Origin of the sequence: Actinokineospora cianjurensis (assembly GCF_003663795.1) — a bacterium.
Classification (GTDB): Bacteria; Actinomycetota; Actinomycetes; order Mycobacteriales; family Pseudonocardiaceae; genus Actinokineospora; species Actinokineospora terrae.
Map to the genome: position 1 here is coordinate 402,541 of NZ_RCDD01000003.1, position 17,826 is coordinate 420,366.

A 17,826-nucleotide genomic window follows, 5' to 3' on the forward strand; every position below is an offset into this window, starting at 1 on the left:
TTGGCCCGAAACCGCTCCTCGGATCCGCTGGTGCCAACCCGGCTCGATGGGGCGGACTTGTTTTGTGTGGGGGAGGACTGCCCGTAGCGTCGTTCGCGGACAGGGCCATGCTTTTCGGCCCCTGCTTTGCGGTCCTGCCACGGGTAGTTCAGGGGCCCCGCGCAAAACAAGTTCGCCCCATCGAGCTCTTCGCTTTCTCGCGCCCCCACGCAATGCCGCAGGCGAGCCGTTGATCGTCGAAGCCGCAGGCGAGCACGAGAGCCGGAACACCCCCAGCTCAAGATCAAACCCGCCCAAGCACCCCCCGATATACAGCTTATCGAGCGGCACCGACAAACCGGCCCGCCCAAACAACCACCCTGTGGACAACCCCCACCACCCCACCCCCCATCCGACTGCCACCCACCCACCCCCTGAACGGCCCCGCCCCCCTGCCCCGTGCAGCCCACGCCGGGCTATCCAAGGTTCCGGTCCGGTTGACAGGGTCGCGGCCCCGGCCTGACACTCGTCCGCGAGGACACGGTGAAGACAAGTTCACCAGACGAACACAACGCGGGCGACCACTGCGGGTACTCACGGTTGGACCGAGCGCGGACGAGCGCGGACGAACGACGACTGGGTGGGCGGGGCATGGACAAGGTCATCGGCAGCGCCAAGGAGGCGGTGGCCGACATCGGTGATGGGGCGAGCCTGGCGGTGGGTGGGTTCGGGCTCAGCGGTGTGCCGAACGCGCTCATCGAGGCGGTGCACGAGGCCGGGGTGGGCGGGCTGCACGTGGTGTCCAACAACTGCGGCGCGCTCGACTCCGGGTTGGCCGTGCTGCTCGCGGCGGGGCGGATCGCCAGGGTGACCGGGTCCTACATCGGCGCGAACGCCGAGTTCGCCCGCCAGTACCTGGCCGGGGAGCTGGAGGTCGAGCTGATCCCGCAGGGCACCCTCGCCGAGCGGCTGCGCTCCGGCGGGCACGGCATCCCCGCGTTCTTCACCCCCGCCGGGGTCGGCACCCAGGTCGCCGAGGGCGGGATGCCCTGGCGCTACCACCCCGACGGCACCGTCGCCCTCGCCTCCCCGGCCAGGGAGACCCGGGTGTTCCACGGCGTCGAGTACGTCCTGGAGGAGAGCATCACCACCGACTTCGCGCTGGTCAGGGCCGCTGTGGGCGACCGGCACGGCAACCTGGTCTTCACCAAGTCCGCGCGCAACTTCAACCCGCTGGCCGCGATGGCGGGGCGCACCACCGTCGCCGAGGTCGAGCGGCTGGTCGAGCCGGGCGAGATCGACCCCGACCACGTGCACCTGCCCGGCGTGTTCGTGCAGCGGGTGGTCGAGCTGACCCCGCAGCAGGCCGCCGACAAGAAGATCGAGTTCCGCACGGTGCGCGGGCGGGCCGAGTAGTGGCCTGGACCAGGGAGCAGATGGCGGCGCGGGCCGCGGCGGAACTGCGCGACGGCGAGTACGTGAACCTGGGCATCGGGCTGCCGACGCTGATCCCCGAGCACCTGCCGCCGGGGGTGAGCGTCACGCTGGAGTCGGAGAACGGGATCCTGGGCACCGGGCCGTTCCCCACCGAGGACGCGGTCGACCCCGACCTGATCAACGCGGGCAAGCAGACCGTCACGGTGCTGCCCGGCGCCGCCTACTTCGACTCGGCGCTGTCGTTCGGGATGATCCGCGGCGGGCACATCGACACCGCGGTGCTGGGCGCCATGCAGGTGTCGGCCACCGGCGACCTGGCCAACTGGGCGGTGCCCGGCAAGCTGGTCACCGGCATCGGCGGCGCGATGGACCTGGTGCACGGCGCCAGGCGGGTCATCGTGATCATGACGCACACCACCAAGGACGGCGCGCCCAAGATCGTGCGGCGGTGCACCCTGCCGCTGACCGGCCGCGGCTGCGTGCACCGGGTCATCACCGACCTCGCCGTGCTCGACGTGGGCGCCACCGGGGTGGTGCTGGTCGAGACGGCACCGGGGGTCAGCGCGGCCGAGGTGGCCGCGCAGACCGACGCCGACCTGCAAGCGTGCTGAGGGGAGCAAGGCCGTGCGACCGCCGACACCGCTGACCGGGGAACCGACCCAACGGGACATCGACGCCGCGATGGCCGAGGCCGACCGGCTCCCACCACCGGATCCGGACCACCCCGACCGGGACTACCCGCCCTACCGCAGCAGCGCGCTGCGCCACCCCAAGCAGGCACCGCTGCCGGTGGTGGACCCCGAGGCGGTCGAGCTGACCGGGCCGGTGTTCGGCGTGACCGACGTGTCCGCGCTGGACAACGACCTGACCCTCGGCCGGACCGGTGAGCCCGCCGGGCAGCGGATCACCATCACCGGCCGGGTGCTGGACCGGACCGGGCGGCCGCTGGCCGGGCAACTGGTGGAGATCTGGCAGGCCAACGCCGCGGGCCGCTACGCCCACGACCTCGACCAGCACCCCGCGCCGCTGGACCCGAACTTCACCGGCTTCGGGCGCTGCCTGACCGACGCCGACGGCGAGTACAACTTCACCACCATCCGGCCGGGCGCCTACCCGTGGCGCAACCACCTCAACGCGTGGCGGCCCGCGCACATCCACTTCTCGCTGTTCGGCACCGCGTTCACCCAGCGCATGGTGACCCAGATGTACTTCCCCGGCGACCCGCTGTTCCCGTACGACCCGGTGCTGCGGTCGGTCACCGACCAGTCCGCGCGCGACCGGCTGGTCGCGGTGTACGACCACGACCTGTCCCTGCCCGAGTGGACACTGGGCTACCGCTGGGACATCGTCCTGGGTGGACCGTCCCGCACCCTGTTCGAGGATCGATGACGCCGTACGAGGATCGATGACACCACAGCCCGACTCGCACCCGCACGCTCCCGGCTGGTTGCCGCCGACCCCGGCGCAGACCGTCGGCCCGTTCTTCGGCTACGCGCTGCCCTTCACCGGCGGCGGCCACATCGCGGGCCACGGCGACCCGGACACCATCACCGTGCACGGCCGGGTGTTCGACGGCGCGAGCGGCCCGGTGCCGGACGCGCTGGTGGAGATCTGGCAGGCCGACCGGGACGGCTGCCTGGCCGGGGCGCCCGGCTCGCTGCGGCACGACCAGGTGACCAGCGAGGTCGTCGGCCGGGACGGGACGGCGTTCACCGGTTTCGGCCGGGTGCCCACCGACGCGGACGGGCACTGGGCGGTGCGCACGGTGGCGCCCGGGCCGCACCGGCCGGGGGCGACCCCGTACCTGGCGGTGGCGGTGTTCGCGCGGGGGCTGCTGCGGCACCTGTACACGCGGGTGTACCTGCCGGAGCAGGCCGACCACGTGCGCGCGGACTTCCCCGACCTGCCCGCGGAGCGGCTGGACACGTTGCTGGCGGTGCGCGAGCGCGACGGGCTGTACCGGTTCGACATCCGGCTGCAGGGCGAGCGAGAGACGGTGTTCTTTGACTTCTGCTGACCTGACCCACCGGCTCGACGGACCCGATGGCGCGCCGCCGCTGATCCTGGGGCCGTCGGTGGGGACCTCCAGCGCGGTGTGGGACCACCAGGTGCCCGCGCTGGCCAGGCGGTTCCGGGTGGCGCGGTTCGAGCTCCCCGGCCACGCGGGCACGCCGCCGCTGCCTGCCGGAGCGTCCATCGAGGACCTCGCCCGGCTCGTGCTGCGGTTGGCCGATTCCCTTGGCTGGCGCCGGTTCGACTACGCGGGGATCTCGATCAGCGGCGCGGTCGGGGCGACGCTGGCATTGCTGGAGCCCGCTCGGATCGGACGGCTGGCGCTGGTGTGTTCGTCGGCGCGGTTCGGGGAGCCGCGGCAGTGGCGGGAGCGGGCGGAGTCCGTGCGCGCCAACGGGACGGCGTCGTTGCTGGAGCCGACCGTCGCGCGGTGGTTCGCCAACGCCGGTTCGTCCCCTTTGGGCAAGCGGCTGGTCGATGATCTGGCCACTGTGGACACTGCCGGGTATGCCGCCTGCTGTGACGCGCTGTCCACTTACGACATTCGAGACCGGTTGGCCGAGATCCAGGCGCCGACGCTGGTGATCGCGGGCCGGGCGGATCCGGCGACACCGCCCGCGCTGGCCCGTGAGCTGGTCGACGGGATCCCGGACGCGAGCCTGACCGAGATCACCGGGGCCGCGCACCTGGCCGTCGTGGACCGGCCGGATGCGGTGACCGCGGCACTGTTGGCCTTCCTGGACAGGGAGTCGGCGGGAATGCGGGTGCGCCGGGAGGTCCTGGGCGACGAGCACGTCGACCGGGCGATCGCGCGGACCACGCCGTTCACCGAGGCGTTCCAGGACCTGATCACCCGCTACGCGTGGGGCGAGATCTGGACCCGGCCCGGGCTCGACCGGCGCACGCGCAGCGCCATCACGCTGACCGCGTTGGTGGCGCGCGGGCACCACGACGAACTGGCGATGCACGTGCGCGCTGCGGTGGGCAACGGGCTCACCCGCGACGAGATCGGCGAGGTACTGTTGCAGTCGGCGATCTACTGCGGGGTGCCCGCCGCGAACGCCGCTTTCGCCATCGCGCAACAGGTCCTGGAGTGAGCCTGCTGGTCGGGATCGTCGGCGCCGGGCCCGCGGGGTTGCTGCTGGGCCGGTTGTTGCAGCGCGCGGGGATCGACAGCGTGGTGTTCGAGAGCCGCGACCGCGGGTACGTCGAGCGGCGGCAGCGGGCGGGGATCCTCGAACAGGGCACAGTGGACACCCTGCGCGCGGCGGGGGCGGCGGACCGGCTGGACCGCGAGGGCATCCCGCACGACGGCATCGACCTCGTGTTCGACGGCGCGGCGCACCGGGTGGATTTCCTCGGCACGACCGGCGCGCGGGTCTGGATCCACGCCCAGACCGAGGTGGTCAAGGACCTGGTGGCGCTGCGGCTCGATGACGGGCTGCCGCTGCTGTTCGACACCGAGGTCCGAGCGGTGACCGACCTCGACGGGCGCCCGACCGTGCACCACGACGGCGGGAGCCTGGTGTGCGACTACGTGGTGGGCTGCGACGGCTTCCACGGGGTGACGCGCGGGTTGGTGCCGGGGCCGGTGCACGAGCGCGCGTTCCCGTACTCGTGGCTGGGGATCCTGGCCGACGCGCCGCCGGTGCACCACGAGTTGGTGTACGCGCACTCCCGCCGCGGCTTCGCCCTGGCCAGCATGCGCTCCCCGTCGGTGAGCAGGCTCTACCTCCAGGTCCTCAACGGCGAGTCCCCCGACGCGTGGCCGGACTCGCGCATCTGGACCGAACTGGAGCACCGCCTCGCCGACCACCGCCCCCACCGCGGCCCCATCACCGCCAAGTCCGTCCTCCCCATGCGCGCCTCCGTCGCCGAGAACCTCCGCAACGGCCCCCTGTTCCTCGCCGGAGACGCCGCCCACATCGTCCCACCCACCGGCGCCAAGGGCCTCAACCTGGCCGCCTCCGACGTCACCCTCCTCGCCGCCGCCTTCGACCAACTGAACCGCACCGGCTCCCCCGCCCTGCTGGACGCCTACGAGGACACCGCCCTACACCGAGTCTGGCGAGCCCAGCACTTCTCCCACTTCATGACCACGACCCTGCACCTGGCCCCCGACCAGTCGGAGTTCGACACCCACCTCCAACTCGCCCGACTCCGCCACCTCACGTCCTCCCGCGCGGCCACCACCGCCCTGGCCGAGAACTACACCGGTATTGCGCTGTAGGTACGCGAGCAACGGTTGGTTGAGGTGCGGTTAGTTGAGGTGCCCCAGCAGGACCGGATTCGGCACCGTGTCCACATTCGGTGCTGTCGGGTACCAGAGGAACTGGTTCGTCGGTACTCCGGAGGCGTCCGTGATCAGGGTGATCTCGGCGGTGCCGATGCCCTTGCCGTCGACGTTGCGGGGGTTGTTCTTGCGGCTGTCGGTGGGGCCGTGTTGGAACGCGGTGGAGTCGGCGATGGGGACCACCCAGCGGGTGGGGTCCTTGGTGGGGGTGGGTTTGGCGGCGACGAACATGACGTGGCCGGTGTCGGTGGCGCCGGGGCCCAGGGCGTAGGTGACGATGTCGCCGGGGGTGAGGGCGGGGACGGTGGGGACTCGGGTCCAGTGGCCGTTGGTGGTGCCGGGTTCGATCTGGGTGAGCATGGCGGCCCAGTCGGCGGCGTAGGGGCCGTGCTCGATGGCGCCGACGCCGAGGTCGCAGCCCGCGAGGAAGCCGGTGCCCCTGGTCTCGTTGGTGATGCGCACCAGGTCGGCGTAGGCGGGGCAGTCGGCGGCGCGGAGCAGGACGTTGCCCCAGCCCGAGCAGTCGACGATGTAGGTGCCCGCGGAGCGGTTGACCGTCGTCGTGTGCTGGTAGTCCGACTTCTGGTAGGTGTCGAGCTGGCGCCGGATCTCGGCGGAGACGGCGTCGGCGCCCTTCTCCTCGTCCTCCTGCCGGACCCGCGGTGCCGCCCGGAACGCCTGCGTGGTCGTCGTGGGCGCGGCGGGCAGCGCGGTCTGACCGGTCTGCCCGGTCTTGAGGCAGCCGATCTCCTCCGCCGTGACGGCGGGGGCTCCTGCCTGCTGGGCCGGGGTGGTGGACGAGCACGCGGTCAACGCCAACGCGATGACCACCGGTGGGACGAGGCGGATCAGCATGCCCTGATCATCGACCGTCGGGCCGCGCCGCCTTGAGGCGGGTCAGCACACCGGGTGACATCACTCGTCCCCGGAGTGCCGCCACTCGGTGCCCGCCTCGCCCGTCGACCGGCTCCACAGCACGACCAGCTCGTCCTTGGCGCCGAAGCGCACCAGGTGCTTGCCGACCACGGCCTCCAACCGCTCCAGGTCCTCGGCGGCCCCGTCCACGGTCAGCAGCAGCGCGTCCGGCTCGGCGACCAGGCTGGAGGTGCCGAACGGGAAACGCAGCTCACCGACCCCGGTGTCGGCGTCCCAGCTGGTGTCGACCTTGCGGGCCATGTGCGCCGCCAACTGCTTGGCGTAGCGCCCCGGCCGATCGGTCACCACACGCGCGCTCGAGGTCGCCATGCCGCGTCTCCCGTTCCGTCACCAACAAGTCCTGCGGCGATGTTACGTCGCCACCTGTCGAACTACCCGGCTACATGACGCGCGTCGCACCCGGTCAGGCCGCCCAGCTCGCCGAGGTCGCCAGCTGTGACTGCTGCGCGTACAGGTTCTGCACCAACTGCTTGCTGACCGCCGTGGAGTCGTACGAGCGCTGGGCCAGGTCGAACTGCTGCCGCGGGCCCGCGTCGTCCTGCTCGGGCTTCGGCGGACCCTCGATGATCTTGTCGGCGAGCTCGGACACCGCGTCGGCCGACAGGGTGGAGTCGGCGGCGCCGATGGCCTTGGTGAGGGTGGTCTTGAGGGTGGCGGCGTCCATCCCGTTGGCGGCGGCGACGTCGGTCAGCGACTCGCCGGAGGCCAGTTCGTCGTCGAGGTCGTCGATGCCCAGGGCGTCCTGGACGGCGCTGAGGGCCGAGTCGACGCGGGAGTCGCGGGGCGGCGGCGGGGGCCCACCGGGACCGCCGGGGCCACCTCCGGGACCGCCAGGACCGCCGTGGCCGCCGCCGGGCCCGGCGAGCAGCTTCTGGGCGATCTCGGCGCCGCCGGACGAGGTCGCGCTGGTGATCGCGTCGGTGATGGTCGACTCGCTGACGCCCTTGGCCTTGGCGATGTCGGAGAGGGACTGGCCGTCTTGTAGCGCACTGCGCAGGTCGTCGGTGGACATGTCCAGCGCCTTGGCGGCGGCCTGGAACGCCTTGCGCGTGGACGAGGCGTCTGGCTTCTGGGTCAGCGCGGTGGTCTGCGCGCTGGAGATGCTGCTTACGTTCATCGTTCCTGCCTCGCGGTGGGGTTCGCTTGCCCCCGGGAGGTCGGCACCGCCACTAGCCCATCCGAGCGAACCCGCGCCACGCACAGCCAACTCATGGGTCGCACAGGCTCCTCCCAGGTAGGCGGTGACCAGCCCGAACGCGCCAGAGGCCACTCGGCGGCGGTCACCGGAGTGGTGGACAGCAGGGGTAGCCCAGGTCAGCGGTGGGTAGCCGGGTGTGACACCCGTAGGCGGAAGGGCAGGCGATGACGACGCGACCGAGTGCGCCCGGCGGCACTCACGTGGTGCTGCCCAGCCAGCGCGGCCCCGGCCGGTCCCGGTTCGAGACCGACGACCCCGACGTGGCGCACCAGTACCTGGTGGAGACCCTGGACCACGACCTGCGGATCGGCTCCCTCGACGGCGGGACGCTGCGCCACGAGCGGGCCTCGGGCGGCCGGTTCGTCGTCGACGACCTGCAGCTGCCGTTCGAGCTGAGCTTCAGCGCCGAGTCGACCGGCCCGCTGGTGGTCGAGCTGTGGGCGGGGCACGCGGAGCGGACCCTGGGCAGCGACCACGCCCAGCTGGTCCCCGGTGACGTGCTGGTGCACGCCGGTCCCGGCCAGCGGTTCGCCGCGCGGTCGTCGATGGCGCTGCTGCGGTCGGTCACCTTCGACACCGCCCTGCTCGGCGAGGTGTCCAGCGGGCAGCCGCGGTTCACCGGGTACCGGCCGGTCAGCGCGGTCGCGGCGGGGCGCTGGCGGCGGATGGTGGCCTACCTGGTCGACGACGTGCTGACCGGGGAGCCCGTGTCGCGGCTGGTTCTGTCCAACGCGGGCAGGCTGCTGGCGGCGACCGCGCTGAGCACCTTCCCCAGCACCACGGTCGCCGAGCCGACCGGGACCGACCGGCACGACGCGTACCCGCCGACGCTGCGCCGGGCCATCGCGTACCTGGAGGAGAACGCCGCCCGCGACGTCAGCGTGCCGGAGGTGGCCGCCGCCGCGCGGGTCACCGTCCGGGCCGTGCAGCTGGCGTTCCGCAGGCACCTGGACACCACGCCGCTGGCCTACCTGCGTCGGATCCGGCTCGACCACGCCCACGAGGAACTGCGGTCGGCGACCCCGGGCGAGGAGACCGTCACCGCCGTCGCGGCCAGGTGGGGCTTCTTCAACGCGGGCCGCTTCACCGGCTACTACCGCGAGGCTTTCGGCGTCCTGCCCAGCCAGACGTTGGGTTCGTGACAGGTCTTTGAGGACAGCACCTGTCCGCGGTGGTGCCTAGGGTGGTCCGCATGAGTCCACACGTGTTCCAGGTCGTCGTCGACAGCCAGACCCCGCACGCGCTCGCCGACTGGTGGGCGGAGACCCTCGGCTGGGTGGTCGAGCCCTCCGACGAGGCGTTCATCCGCTCCATGATCGACAAGGGGTACGCCACCGACGACGACACCACCAGGCACAACGGGGTACTCGTCTGGCGCACCGGCTCGGCCATCCAGCACCCGGACGACCCGACCACCGGCACCAGGCGGCGGGTGCTGTTCCAGTGGGTGCCGGAGGCCAAGACGGTGAAGAACCGGGTGCACGTCGACGTCTGGGTCGGCCAGGAGAACATCCCCGCCGCGGTCGAGGCGCTGGTCGCCAGGGGCGCGACCCGGCTGCACGACGGCACGCAGGGCCCGCACGGCTGGGTCACGCTGACCGACCCGGAAGGCAACGAGTTCTGCGTGAGCTGAGCCACCGCCGGGGCGCCCGGTGGAGCACGCCCCACACCGCCTCCACCGGCCCCGCGGCCGCAGCCACGCCCTCAGGACGAAGCAGGCGATCGTCCACAGCGGACCCTCGGTGATGCCGAGCCCCGCTGGTAGCTAGAAGACTCACACGTTGGTGCCGAACGTGCCCAGGATCGTGATCCCGCGCAGCGCGTCCAGACTCGACACCCGTCCCATATCGTGACTCCCTCTTGTCACCGGATACCACCGACGGTGACCATGGGGCGCGCCACCGCGTGTCTTCCGCGTGCCCGGTACCGCGTCCACACTTCGTCGCAGTGGTGCCGCACCGGGTCAATACAGTGAATTGGGCGCCATTCACTGTTGCCGTGAACAACTGTGAACGTTCCAGCCTTGCCAGTTCTTCACGCCGTTCACCTGCGCTTTCACAGCGGAACGGTCACAGGGAAGGAATAGGGCTTGTATCCGAATTGGGACAATTGCACTGTTCCGGAGTCCGGTCCGCCGTGAGGGCATCGTGGACCGTTCGGCTCTGTCCCCTGCACAGAAGGACACCAATGAAGATTCGCCTCTCGCGGAGATCCGCGGTCGTGGCCATCTCCGTCGCCGCCGTCGCCGGTGCCGCCGCGATCATCGCGCCGCCCGCGTTCTCCGCCCAGGAAAGCTCCGCCGCCATCGTCAACGCGGGTGCCGCCAACTCGGTGGCCGACCGCTACATCGTCGCCTTCAAGTCCCAGGGCCAGGGCATCGCCTCGGTCAGCGCCTCGGCCACCTCGCTCACCCAGCGCTACGGCGGGCAGATCCGGCACACCTACGACGCGGGCATCAACGGCTACTCGGCGCGGATGTCGGCCGCCGAGGCCGCGAAGGTCGCCAAGGACCCGAGCGTGGCCTACGTGCAGCAGGTCACCACCATGGCGCTGACCGACACCCAGACCAACCCGCCGAACTGGGGCGACGACCGCATCGACCAGGCGAGCCTGCCGCTGGACCGGTCGTTCACCTACCCGAGCAACCCCGGCCAGGGCGTGCGGGTGTACATCATGGACTCCGGCCTCAACGCCAACCACCAGGAGTTCTCCGGCCGCGTCGCCGCGGGTTACGACTTCGTCGACGGCGACAGCAGCCCGACCGACTGCCACGGGCACGGCACGCACGTCGCGGGCACCGCGGCGGGCACCACCTACGGCGTGGCCAAGAAGGCCACCATCTCCGCGGTCCGGGTGCTCAACTGCCAGGGCTCCGGCGCCAACGACGACATCATCGCGGGCATCAACTGGATCCGGAACAACGCGGTGAAGCCCGCGGTCGTCAACTACAGCATCGGCTGCCAGCAGCGCTGCACCGACAACTCGCTCGACAACGCGGTGAAGGCCCTCGTGGCCAGCGGCGTGCAGTGGGTCCAGGCGGCGGGCAACTCCAGCGACGACGCCTGCTACTACAGCCCGCAGCGGGTCCCCGAGGCGATCAACGTCGGCAACTCGAACTCCACCGACGTGCGCAACTCGACCAGCAACTACGGCACCTGCCTGGACATCTTCGCGCCGGGCACCAGCATCATCTCGGCGTCGTACTCCAGCAACACCGGTACCGCCACGATGACCGGCACCTCGATGGCGTCCCCGCACACCGCGGGCGCGGCGGCGGTCTACCTGGGCAAGAACCCCTCCGCCACCTCGGCGCAGGTGCAGACCGCCCTGGTGAACAACTCCAGCACCAACAAGCTGACCAGCATCGGCACCGGCTCGCCGAACCGCCTGCTCAACATCAGCTTCCTCAACGGCGGCACCACCCCCGGTGACGTCTCGGTCGCCAACCCCGGCAACCAGACCGCGACCGTGGGCCAGCCGTTCAGCGTGAACAACTCGGCCTCGGGCGGCACCTCCCCGTACACCTGGTCGGCCACCGGCCTGCCCGCGGGCCTGTCGATCAGCTCCTCCACCGGCACCATCTCCGGTACCCCGACCGCCGCGGCCACCGCGAACGTCACCGTCACCGCCCGCGACTCCGCGGGCAAGACCGGCACCGCGTCGTTCACCATCACCGTCGGCACCACCGGCGGCTCCTGCGGCCCGGTCACCAACTCCGCCGACTACACCATCCGCGACAACGCCACCGTCTCCAGCCCGGTCACGGTCGCGAACTGCACCGGCCGCGCCTCGGCCACCGCCACCGTCGCGGTGAACATCGTCCACACCTACATCGGCGACCTCGTCGTCACCCTGGTCGCCCCGGACGGCAGCACCTACGTCCTGCACAACCGCGCGGGCGGCTCCGCGGACAACATCAACCGCTCGTACACGGTGAACCTGTCCTCGGAGAACAAGAACGGCACCTGGAACCTGCGGGTGTCCGACCAGTACGTCAACGACACCGGCTACATCAACTCGTGGACCCTCACCCTCTGAGTGAGCCCCACCCCGTTGAGATAGCGACAAGATGACGGTGCCCCGGTGAGCCTCGGCTCACCGGGGCACCGTGCTGTCGCGGGCCTTTCCGGCCGTCAGCCGAGGACGACCAGGCCGGAGTGGATCGTCGACTCGGCCCGCCGCTGGTCGGCGGGCACGTCGAGCAGGTGGGCCGCGATCGGGTTGAGGAACAGGGCCGGGAACCCCTCGGCGTAGAGCGCGGTGACGTCGCCGTCGAGCAGGGCCGACTCGTGGGTGGCGGCCACCGCGAGGACCTCCGCCAGGTCGGCCACCGCCGCGGTGAACGCCCCGGCGGGCTTGCCCTGGTCGCACGCGGCGGCGAAGGACTCGGGGAACCCGTCCGGCAGCCGGGGGTGGGCCAGCACGAGCACGGACAACTCCGCCAGGTCGTGCACGCTCACCTCGCAGTCGACGCCGGACCAGGTGCCACTCCCCTGGTCGACGCCGACCTCCGCGGCCGCCGCGGGGGTGAGGCCCTGCGGGAAGTCCGCGCTGTCGAAGTAGAAGACGGTGAACATGGTCGCTCCTGGCTCAGGTGGACGAGCGTGGGTGTTCGACGAACAGCCGGTCGGTGCGCCGGGCCGACGGGGACCAGCCGAGCTCCAGCGCCGCGGCCCGGAGGTGGTCGAGGCGGTCGACCGCGGTGGCGACGTCGTGGTCGCCGAGGGACACCACCACGTGGTGCAGCGCGGGTCCGAGTTCAGCGCTAGCGACGGCGGGCGCGTCGAACACCTCGGCCGCCGCCGCGGCGAGGGCGGTCACGTCGGGTTCGGCGCCGACGACGTCCGCGATCAGCTCGCACCGCTCGTGTCCGGGAACCCAGTACGCGCCGGAGGGCTGCCAGGTCTCGTCGACACCCCGCGCGCCGAACGGCCCGACACCGCGGTAGCCCTCGATGCCCGTTCCGACGACGGTGATCCGCACGTGCCAGCCCACCGGGTGGCGGTCCGCCCAGTCGCCGCCGAGGTCCTCGGCGCTGTCACCGCTGTCGCTGGTGGAGTAGTCGGAGTAGTAGGTCGAGCAGAACCGCGGCACGGACCAGTCCACGACCTCGTCGACCCGGACGTCGAGCGCGTGGCAGAACGCGCGGACCACGTCCTCGGTGCCCGAGCCCAGGTGTCGGTTCGACGCGGGTGTCGCGTCGAACTCGACGACGAGCCCGTCGTCGCCCCTCGTCGCCCGCACGTGCCAGAGCGCGAAGTCCACCGGGGTCGGCGACCGGTGACCGCGTCCCCAGGCGAGGGCGGCGTCGTGCGCCTGGGTCTCACTCATTCGGACCGCGGAAAGTGGGTTCGACGTTCCGGCCGAACGAGGCGCCACTGCTGCCCTTCCTGGAGTTGCACGGTCCACACATGATCTCCAGTATCGAGGTGTCGCTGTAGAACCGCACCCGCTCGGAGTGACGGGACTTGCGGCCCGTGTCCGTCCAGTGCTTCGCGACCGGCACCTGGTGGTCGAACGTCCAGTTCTCCTCGTGCACCAGGTGCGCGCCCTGCACGCACAGGTAGCACGAGTGCAGCGGAACTCCGGGTGGCGGCGCGAGTCCGCTGGTGGCGGCCCGGGCCTTGAGCGCGGTCAGCTGGGCGGCGGCCCAGGTGTGCGCGGTGGCGGAGTAGGCCGACGGGTAGAACTTCGCCCGGATGTCCGGGTACTCGGAGCGGATCTCCCCGTCGAGGACGTAGTCCGAGGGGTGTTGCAACGACTCGATCGAGGGGTACCCGTGGCCCTTGGCGACCCGGCTGGCGCGCTCGAGCATGTCGGCCAACTCGGCGCGGATGACGTCCTCCTCGGCCTTGCGCCGCACGGCCGCGATCCGGCTGTCGATGGCGGGCAGGCCGGCCGCCATCGACTCCATGGTCGTCAGCACGGTGGCGCACTCCGGGCGGCGGCGCACCCGTTCGATGCCGATCGCGTGGTCGAGCACGCTCTTGACGCGCTGGAACTTGCGCTTGAGCTTGTCGACGTCCAGACCGGGGGCGCGGGCGTCGGTCCGCTCCAGGTACTTGTCGATCAGCATCTGCTCCCGCCGGGCGGGCGCCAACCGCTTGAGGGAGCGGAGCAGGAAGTTCGGCCGCATCTCGGTGCGCAGCGCGTCGAGTTCCATCTGCGCCCGCACGTCGCCGAGCGCGGCCCGCATCGCCTGCAGCTCGGCGTCGGCGGGGTCGCGGAAGGAGCGCTCGCCGGTCCGCGAGGTCTGGATGTGCACGACCTCGCCGGTCGCGTCGACCCGGTCGGGCACCAACCGGAGCGGGACCTGGTGGCGCCTGCCGATCTCGGCGGCACCGCGCTGGGCCGCGGCCTTGTCCGGCGCGGCGGCCAGCATCGGGCCCGCCTCGCGGATCGCGGCGGCACCGTTGGCACCCGCGCCGCGGTTCGCGCCGGGCCGTTCGCCTGGCGCGCCCCTGTCCTTCCCCTTGTCCTTGCCGAACTTGCCCTTGAGCTTGGCCCACAGCTTCTTGGCGACCCCGGCGATCTTGTCGACCACCCAGTCGACGACCTTCATGACCGGTTTCGAGAGCGACTGGATGATCTTCTTGACCTTGTCGGCGATGCCGGAGATGCCGAGGATGGCGGCGAGGGCGCCGATGAGGACGGGGATGGAGGTGGCCAGGGCGGCCTCGATCAGGCTGGGGACGCCGCCAGCGCCGCCGCCCGCGATGGCGACGACCGCGTCGAGGACGGCGTTGACGAACTGGAGGATCTGCGCGCCCTGGGTGACGATGAAGGTCACGATGTCGATGATCATCTTGACCGCCTTGACGAAGGCGGAGGCCGGGTTGAGCAGGCTGATGATCCAGGTGATGCCCGCGATCAGCACGGTGGGGACCAGGAACTGGGCGATCTTGCCGAACAGGCCCGCCTTGAGGTCGCCGGTCTTGGCCTTGATGGTCTCCCAGATCCCGCCGACGCCCTCGGCCTTCAGCTTCTGCGCGACCGGGACCGCGCCCTCGGCGGCGGCCATCGCCGGTTCCGGGACGCCGCGGGAGAGGACGCGGCCGCGGATGGCGGACCAGGTGAGGCCGAGCAGGGAGCCGATCATCATGATGATGCCGCGCAGGTCGAACTTCGCGGGCAGCTGCAACCCCGCCCCGGCCATCGCGCCGAGCAGCCAGCCGATGAGGCCCTTCTTCAGGTGCTCGCCGATGTTGGCCATGAACGCGCGCAGCCCGGAACCGACCGCGGACACCAGGTTCCCCAGGAAGCCGATCGGGTCCTTCAGTATCCCCAGCACCGCCGCCGCGGCCTTGGCCAGTATCCCCAGCAGCAGGTCCTTGAGCTTGAGGATCGTGTCGATCACGCCCTTGATCGCGCCGACCGCCTTGGCCACCAGCCCCTTGTTCTTCTCCTTCTCCGCGTCGATCTCCGCGTCGACCGACTTGAGCGCCTCGTTGTACTTCGACGCCAGCGTCTGCACCAACTCCGAGCCCTTGGCGTCCACCGACTCGGTCAGCTCGTCGAACTTGCCTGCCAACTCCCCCGCCGCCTGCTTGCCGACGGCTTGCAAGTCGGCGGGCAGCTTGCGGACCTCGGCCTGCAACTGCTCGCGACCGGACGCGATCCGGGTCTTCGCGCGGGTCAGCTCCCCGCCGATGACGTCGGCGACCGAGGAGATCACCGCGCGCATCCGGGTCACGTAGCCCTGCCGCGCGGTGACGAAGATCTGGTTCGCCTCCTCGGGCAGCCCGGCGAACTTGTCCTTGACCCACTTGAGCTTCCCGGTGAACCCGGAGTACCGCTTGTCCTTGTAGGCGTCCATCTTCTGCTTGTGCTCGGCGGTGAACGCGTCGCGCGCCGCCTTCTCCCCCGCGGTGAACGCGTCGTCGACCTTCTTGTCCAGGCCGGACAGGATCGCCTCGACGTCGGTCTTGGTCGCGTCGAACACCTTCTGCAGCGTCGCGGTGACCTGAGCGCGCCGCGCCTCGTCCTTGCCCTTGGCGCCCTGCTTGTCCGCGGTGACCTTGCCCCCGGCCCTCGCCCGCTCACCCGCCAGGCCCGCCATCGCCGCCGCACCCGTGCCCGCCGCCGCGGCTCTCGCCTCGCCCAGGGTCTCCGCCTCGGCGCCGCGCACCTTCCCCGGGGCGGTCGCCGCGTGCTGCTCGACCTCTTTCTTCTCTTGCAGCGCACCGGTGAACTCGGGTTCGTTGGACTTCGCCAGTTGGTCCTCGGTGATCCCTGCCGCGGCCATGTCGCCGTCGACCTGCTTGGGCCCGGCGGAGAAGTCCGTCGCCGACGCGGGTGCCTTCTCCGGCACGGCCTTGGCCGCGTCCGGCGCGGCGGGCGCTCCCGGCGGGCGGTCCGGCGCGAGCGGGGTCACCGGTTTCTCGGTGGCGGCGGCGGTGTCCGGTGGCGCGTTCGTCGTCGACTCGATCGGACCGGCCGACGCCTGCTTGCCCGCGGTGACCTGGCCCCGCACCTGGCCCTTGACCGCGTCGGCCTTGCCGGACCCGCCGAAGTCGTCGGCCTCGGCGAGGTTCTTCGGTGCTTGCGCGGCGATCGCCTGCTCGACCGCGCGCACGAACCCGGCCTTGTCGAACTCGCCGGGCTTGGCCGCGTTCATCTTCTCGGCGTTGGCTGCCTTGCCCTGCGCGAGCTTGTCGTCCGGCGGCGCGACGGCGGCCGCTTGGGCCGCCGATGCCTCGGCCGCCGCGGGCGGGTGCGCGGCGACCTGTTTCTGCTTGCCCCGAACATCGGCCTCCACCGAGGCGAACCGCGGGTCGGCCTCGGCGGTGGGTCGGGTGACCGTCTCAGGCGGGGACTCCAGGCGCTGAACGGCCGCGGTCCGCCCGAGTGCCTTCGTCGCGGCCCGGTTGCCCACCGACCGCTGCAACCGCCGCACGTGGGCGACGGACATCCGTGCGGCGGGGAGTGCCCTGTGGCGTGGTTCGTCCGAACGGTCGACCGGGGGCGCGCGCCGGGGCTCCTGGTCCCCTTTCGTGCCGGGCGTCCGCACGCCCGATCACTCCTCCTCGGCGAAGTCCTCGCCACTCTCCTGCCGCTGGACGAAGGTCTGCGCGGCGGGCGCCTCCTCTTCCTCCTCCTCGGGGGCGGGCTCCTCGGCGCGCTGCACGGACGGCTCGCCCGGCTCCCCGTGGTCGTGCTCCGCGTGGTCGTGCGCCCCGTGATCGTGGTCGGCGTGGTCGTGGTCGGCGCTGCGCTGGACGGCCGGGGCGGACATGACGTGGTCGGCGTTGGCGACGGCCTCGCGTTCGAAGCGGTCGCCGGGGTCGCTGACCTTGACGCCGCCGCCGGTGTCGGTCCCGTCGACCGGGCCGGAGCGCTGCTGCACCACGTGGGTCAGCTCGTGGGCCAGCATGTGCTTGCCCTGCGCCGACCCCGGGTCGTAGTGGTTGTCGGAGAACACGATGTCGGATCCGACGGTGTACGCCTGCGCGTGCACCGACTTGGCCGACTCGGTGGCGGCGCCGCCGGTGTGCACGCGGACGTCGGAGAAGTCCTGGCCGCCGAAGCGGTCCTCCATCTCGGCGCGGGTCCCGGCCGCCAGCGGGCTGCCGCCGGAGCCGACGACGGAGTGCACCGGGGAGCGCTCCTCCTCCACCAGCGCGCCGACGCCCGCGTTGCCGACCGCGCGTTGCAGGCCGAGCAGGCCCGGCGCGCCGAGCACCTCGGGGCGACCCGCGGCGGCCGCCTTGCCGAGCAGGGCGTGGTCCTCGCCGTCGTGGCCACGGTCCGCCGCCTGCCGGTGTTCGGTCTCCTGGTCGTGTTCGTGCTCGCGCATCTGCCGCCTGCCCTCCCCCACCCTCGTCCACCGTGTCGGCGCCGCGCGGGGCGTCATCGCCCGTGGCGGGGCCTCGACGCCGAGCGTCCCCGGGTCGCCCGCGCCGGGCAACGACCGTCCGTTCACCCATTAGGGCAGTGCGGATTGCCCTTCCCGCAACGGAATCCGGCGCGG

Annotated in this window: 16 protein-coding genes; 9 read left to right on the top strand and 7 right to left on the bottom strand. The window is 71.7% G+C overall.

Annotation, left to right across the window (positions count from 1 at the left end):
* Nucleotides 1-630: 630 nt before the first annotated feature.
* The 6 genes from CLV68_RS21435 (at nucleotide 631) to CLV68_RS21460 (ending at nucleotide 5,659) form a co-directional block, all read left to right on the top strand.
* Entirely contained in the window at nucleotides 631-1,395 is a 765-nt protein-coding gene (locus tag CLV68_RS21435; RefSeq protein WP_121392691.1) for a CoA transferase subunit A, read from the top strand.
* Nucleotides 1,395-2,027 (top strand): CoA transferase subunit B, encoded by a 633-nt coding sequence (locus tag CLV68_RS21440; protein ID WP_121392692.1) that lies wholly within the window; start codon nucleotides 1,395-1,397, stop codon nucleotides 2,025-2,027. The genes CLV68_RS21435 and CLV68_RS21440 overlap by 1 nt, the downstream gene beginning before the upstream one ends.
* Before the next feature lie 70 nt (nucleotides 2,028-2,097).
* Nucleotides 2,098-2,805, top strand: coding sequence for a protocatechuate 3,4-dioxygenase subunit beta (pcaH, locus tag CLV68_RS21445; RefSeq protein ID WP_121392924.1), 708 nt, complete (start codon nucleotides 2,098-2,100; stop codon nucleotides 2,803-2,805).
* A 16-nt stretch (nucleotides 2,806-2,821) separates the two neighbouring features.
* Nucleotides 2,822-3,433, top strand: a complete 612-nt coding sequence (gene pcaG, locus CLV68_RS21450; protein WP_121392693.1) for a protocatechuate 3,4-dioxygenase subunit alpha — start codon at nucleotides 2,822-2,824, stop codon at nucleotides 3,431-3,433.
* Nucleotides 3,420-4,526, top strand: coding sequence for a bifunctional 3-oxoadipate enol-lactonase/4-carboxymuconolactone decarboxylase PcaDC (gene pcaDC / locus CLV68_RS35355; RefSeq protein ID WP_121392694.1), 1,107 nt, complete (start codon nucleotides 3,420-3,422; stop codon nucleotides 4,524-4,526). Before pcaG ends, pcaDC begins: the two co-directional genes overlap by 14 nt.
* Nucleotides 4,523-5,659 carry a 4-hydroxybenzoate 3-monooxygenase gene (locus tag CLV68_RS21460; RefSeq protein ID WP_121392695.1) on the top strand — a complete coding sequence of 379 codons (1,137 nt, stop codon included), beginning with the start codon at nucleotides 4,523-4,525 and terminating at the stop codon, nucleotides 5,657-5,659. Before pcaDC ends, CLV68_RS21460 begins: the two co-directional genes overlap by 4 nt.
* A gap of 30 nt (nucleotides 5,660-5,689) precedes the next feature.
* Here CLV68_RS21460 and CLV68_RS21465 read toward each other — a convergent pair whose 3' ends face one another.
* The 3 genes from CLV68_RS21465 to CLV68_RS21475 form a co-directional block, all read right to left on the bottom strand.
* Nucleotides 5,690-6,577, bottom strand: coding sequence for a hypothetical protein (locus CLV68_RS21465; protein ID WP_121392696.1), 888 nt, complete (start codon nucleotides 6,575-6,577; stop codon nucleotides 5,690-5,692).
* Nucleotides 6,578-6,637: 60 nt separating this feature from the next.
* Nucleotides 6,638-6,967, bottom strand: a complete 330-nt coding sequence (locus tag CLV68_RS21470; protein WP_092774542.1) for a DUF2218 domain-containing protein — start codon at nucleotides 6,965-6,967, stop codon at nucleotides 6,638-6,640.
* 94 nt (nucleotides 6,968-7,061) lie between these two features.
* Entirely contained in the window at nucleotides 7,062-7,775 is a 714-nt protein-coding gene (locus CLV68_RS21475; RefSeq protein WP_121392697.1) for a hypothetical protein, read from the bottom strand.
* Between the two features lie 245 nt (nucleotides 7,776-8,020).
* On the opposite strand from CLV68_RS21475, the gene CLV68_RS21480 reads away from it, so the two are divergent.
* The 3 genes from CLV68_RS21480 to CLV68_RS21490 all read left to right on the top strand — a co-directional run bounded on the left by CLV68_RS21480 (nucleotide 8,021) and on the right by CLV68_RS21490 (nucleotide 11,894).
* Nucleotides 8,021-8,998, top strand: a complete 978-nt coding sequence (locus CLV68_RS21480; RefSeq protein WP_147460097.1) for a helix-turn-helix transcriptional regulator — start codon at nucleotides 8,021-8,023, stop codon at nucleotides 8,996-8,998.
* Nucleotides 8,999-9,048: 50 nt separating this feature from the next.
* Nucleotides 9,049-9,489 carry a VOC family protein gene (locus CLV68_RS21485; RefSeq protein WP_121392699.1) on the top strand — a complete coding sequence of 147 codons (441 nt, stop codon included), beginning with the start codon at nucleotides 9,049-9,051 and terminating at the stop codon, nucleotides 9,487-9,489.
* A 554-nt stretch (nucleotides 9,490-10,043) separates the two neighbouring features.
* The gene (locus tag CLV68_RS21490; RefSeq protein WP_121392700.1) at nucleotides 10,044-11,894 is read left to right on the top strand and encodes a S8 family peptidase; all 1,851 of its coding nucleotides are present in this window, start codon (nucleotides 10,044-10,046) and stop codon (nucleotides 11,892-11,894) included.
* Between the two features lie 95 nt (nucleotides 11,895-11,989).
* On the opposite strand, the gene CLV68_RS21495 is transcribed toward CLV68_RS21490, so the two are convergent.
* From CLV68_RS21495 to CLV68_RS21510, 4 genes are all read right to left on the bottom strand, one after another.
* Complete coding sequence (locus tag CLV68_RS21495) at nucleotides 11,990-12,433, bottom strand: hypothetical protein (RefSeq protein ID WP_121392701.1); 444 nt, start codon at nucleotides 12,431-12,433, stop codon at nucleotides 11,990-11,992.
* A gap of 13 nt (nucleotides 12,434-12,446) precedes the next feature.
* The gene (locus tag CLV68_RS34120) at nucleotides 12,447-13,187 is read right to left on the bottom strand and encodes a hypothetical protein (RefSeq protein WP_170224504.1); all 741 of its coding nucleotides are present in this window, start codon (nucleotides 13,185-13,187) and stop codon (nucleotides 12,447-12,449) included.
* The gene (locus CLV68_RS21505; RefSeq protein WP_121392702.1) at nucleotides 13,180-16,767 is read right to left on the bottom strand and encodes a phage tail protein; all 3,588 of its coding nucleotides are present in this window, start codon (nucleotides 16,765-16,767) and stop codon (nucleotides 13,180-13,182) included. The genes CLV68_RS34120 and CLV68_RS21505 overlap by 8 nt, the downstream gene beginning before the upstream one ends.
* 105 nt (nucleotides 16,768-16,872) lie before the next feature.
* Entirely contained in the window at nucleotides 16,873-17,652 is a 780-nt protein-coding gene (locus CLV68_RS21510) for an eCIS core domain-containing protein (protein WP_121392703.1), read from the bottom strand.
* Nucleotides 17,653-17,826: the final 174 nt, after the last annotated feature.

What these genes read in the sequence shown, in the direction of transcription:
- pcaH (WP_121392924.1), top strand. Translation starts at nt 2,098, where the DNA reads ATGGCCGAGGCCGACCGGCTCCCACCACCGGATCCGGACCACCCCGAC.
- CLV68_RS21485 (WP_121392699.1), top strand. Translation starts at nt 9,049, where the DNA reads ATGAGTCCACACGTGTTCCAGGTCGTCGTCGACAGCCAGACCCCGCAC.
- pcaG (WP_121392693.1), top strand. Translation starts at nt 2,822, where the DNA reads ATGACACCACAGCCCGACTCGCACCCGCACGCTCCCGGCTGGTTGCCG.
- CLV68_RS21495 (WP_121392701.1), bottom strand. Translation starts at nt 12,433, where the DNA reads ATGTTCACCGTCTTCTACTTCGACAGCGCGGACTTCCCGCAGGGCCTC.
- CLV68_RS21490 (WP_121392700.1), top strand. Translation starts at nt 10,044, where the DNA reads ATGAAGATTCGCCTCTCGCGGAGATCCGCGGTCGTGGCCATCTCCGTC.
- CLV68_RS21470 (WP_092774542.1), bottom strand. Translation starts at nt 6,967, where the DNA reads ATGGCGACCTCGAGCGCGCGTGTGGTGACCGATCGGCCGGGGCGCTAC.
- CLV68_RS21435 (WP_121392691.1), top strand. Translation starts at nt 631, where the DNA reads ATGGACAAGGTCATCGGCAGCGCCAAGGAGGCGGTGGCCGACATCGGT.
- CLV68_RS21475 (WP_121392697.1), bottom strand. Translation starts at nt 7,775, where the DNA reads ATGAACGTAAGCAGCATCTCCAGCGCGCAGACCACCGCGCTGACCCAG.
- CLV68_RS21510 (WP_121392703.1), bottom strand. Translation starts at nt 17,652, where the DNA reads ATGCGCGAGCACGAACACGACCAGGAGACCGAACACCGGCAGGCGGCG.
- CLV68_RS21505 (WP_121392702.1), bottom strand. Translation starts at nt 16,767, where the DNA reads ATGTCCGTCGCCCACGTGCGGCGGTTGCAGCGGTCGGTGGGCAACCGG.
- CLV68_RS34120 (WP_170224504.1), bottom strand. Translation starts at nt 13,187, where the DNA reads ATGAGTGAGACCCAGGCGCACGACGCCGCCCTCGCCTGGGGACGCGGT.
- CLV68_RS21480 (WP_147460097.1), top strand. Translation starts at nt 8,021, where the DNA reads ATGACGACGCGACCGAGTGCGCCCGGCGGCACTCACGTGGTGCTGCCC.
- CLV68_RS21465 (WP_121392696.1), bottom strand. Translation starts at nt 6,577, where the DNA reads ATGCTGATCCGCCTCGTCCCACCGGTGGTCATCGCGTTGGCGTTGACC.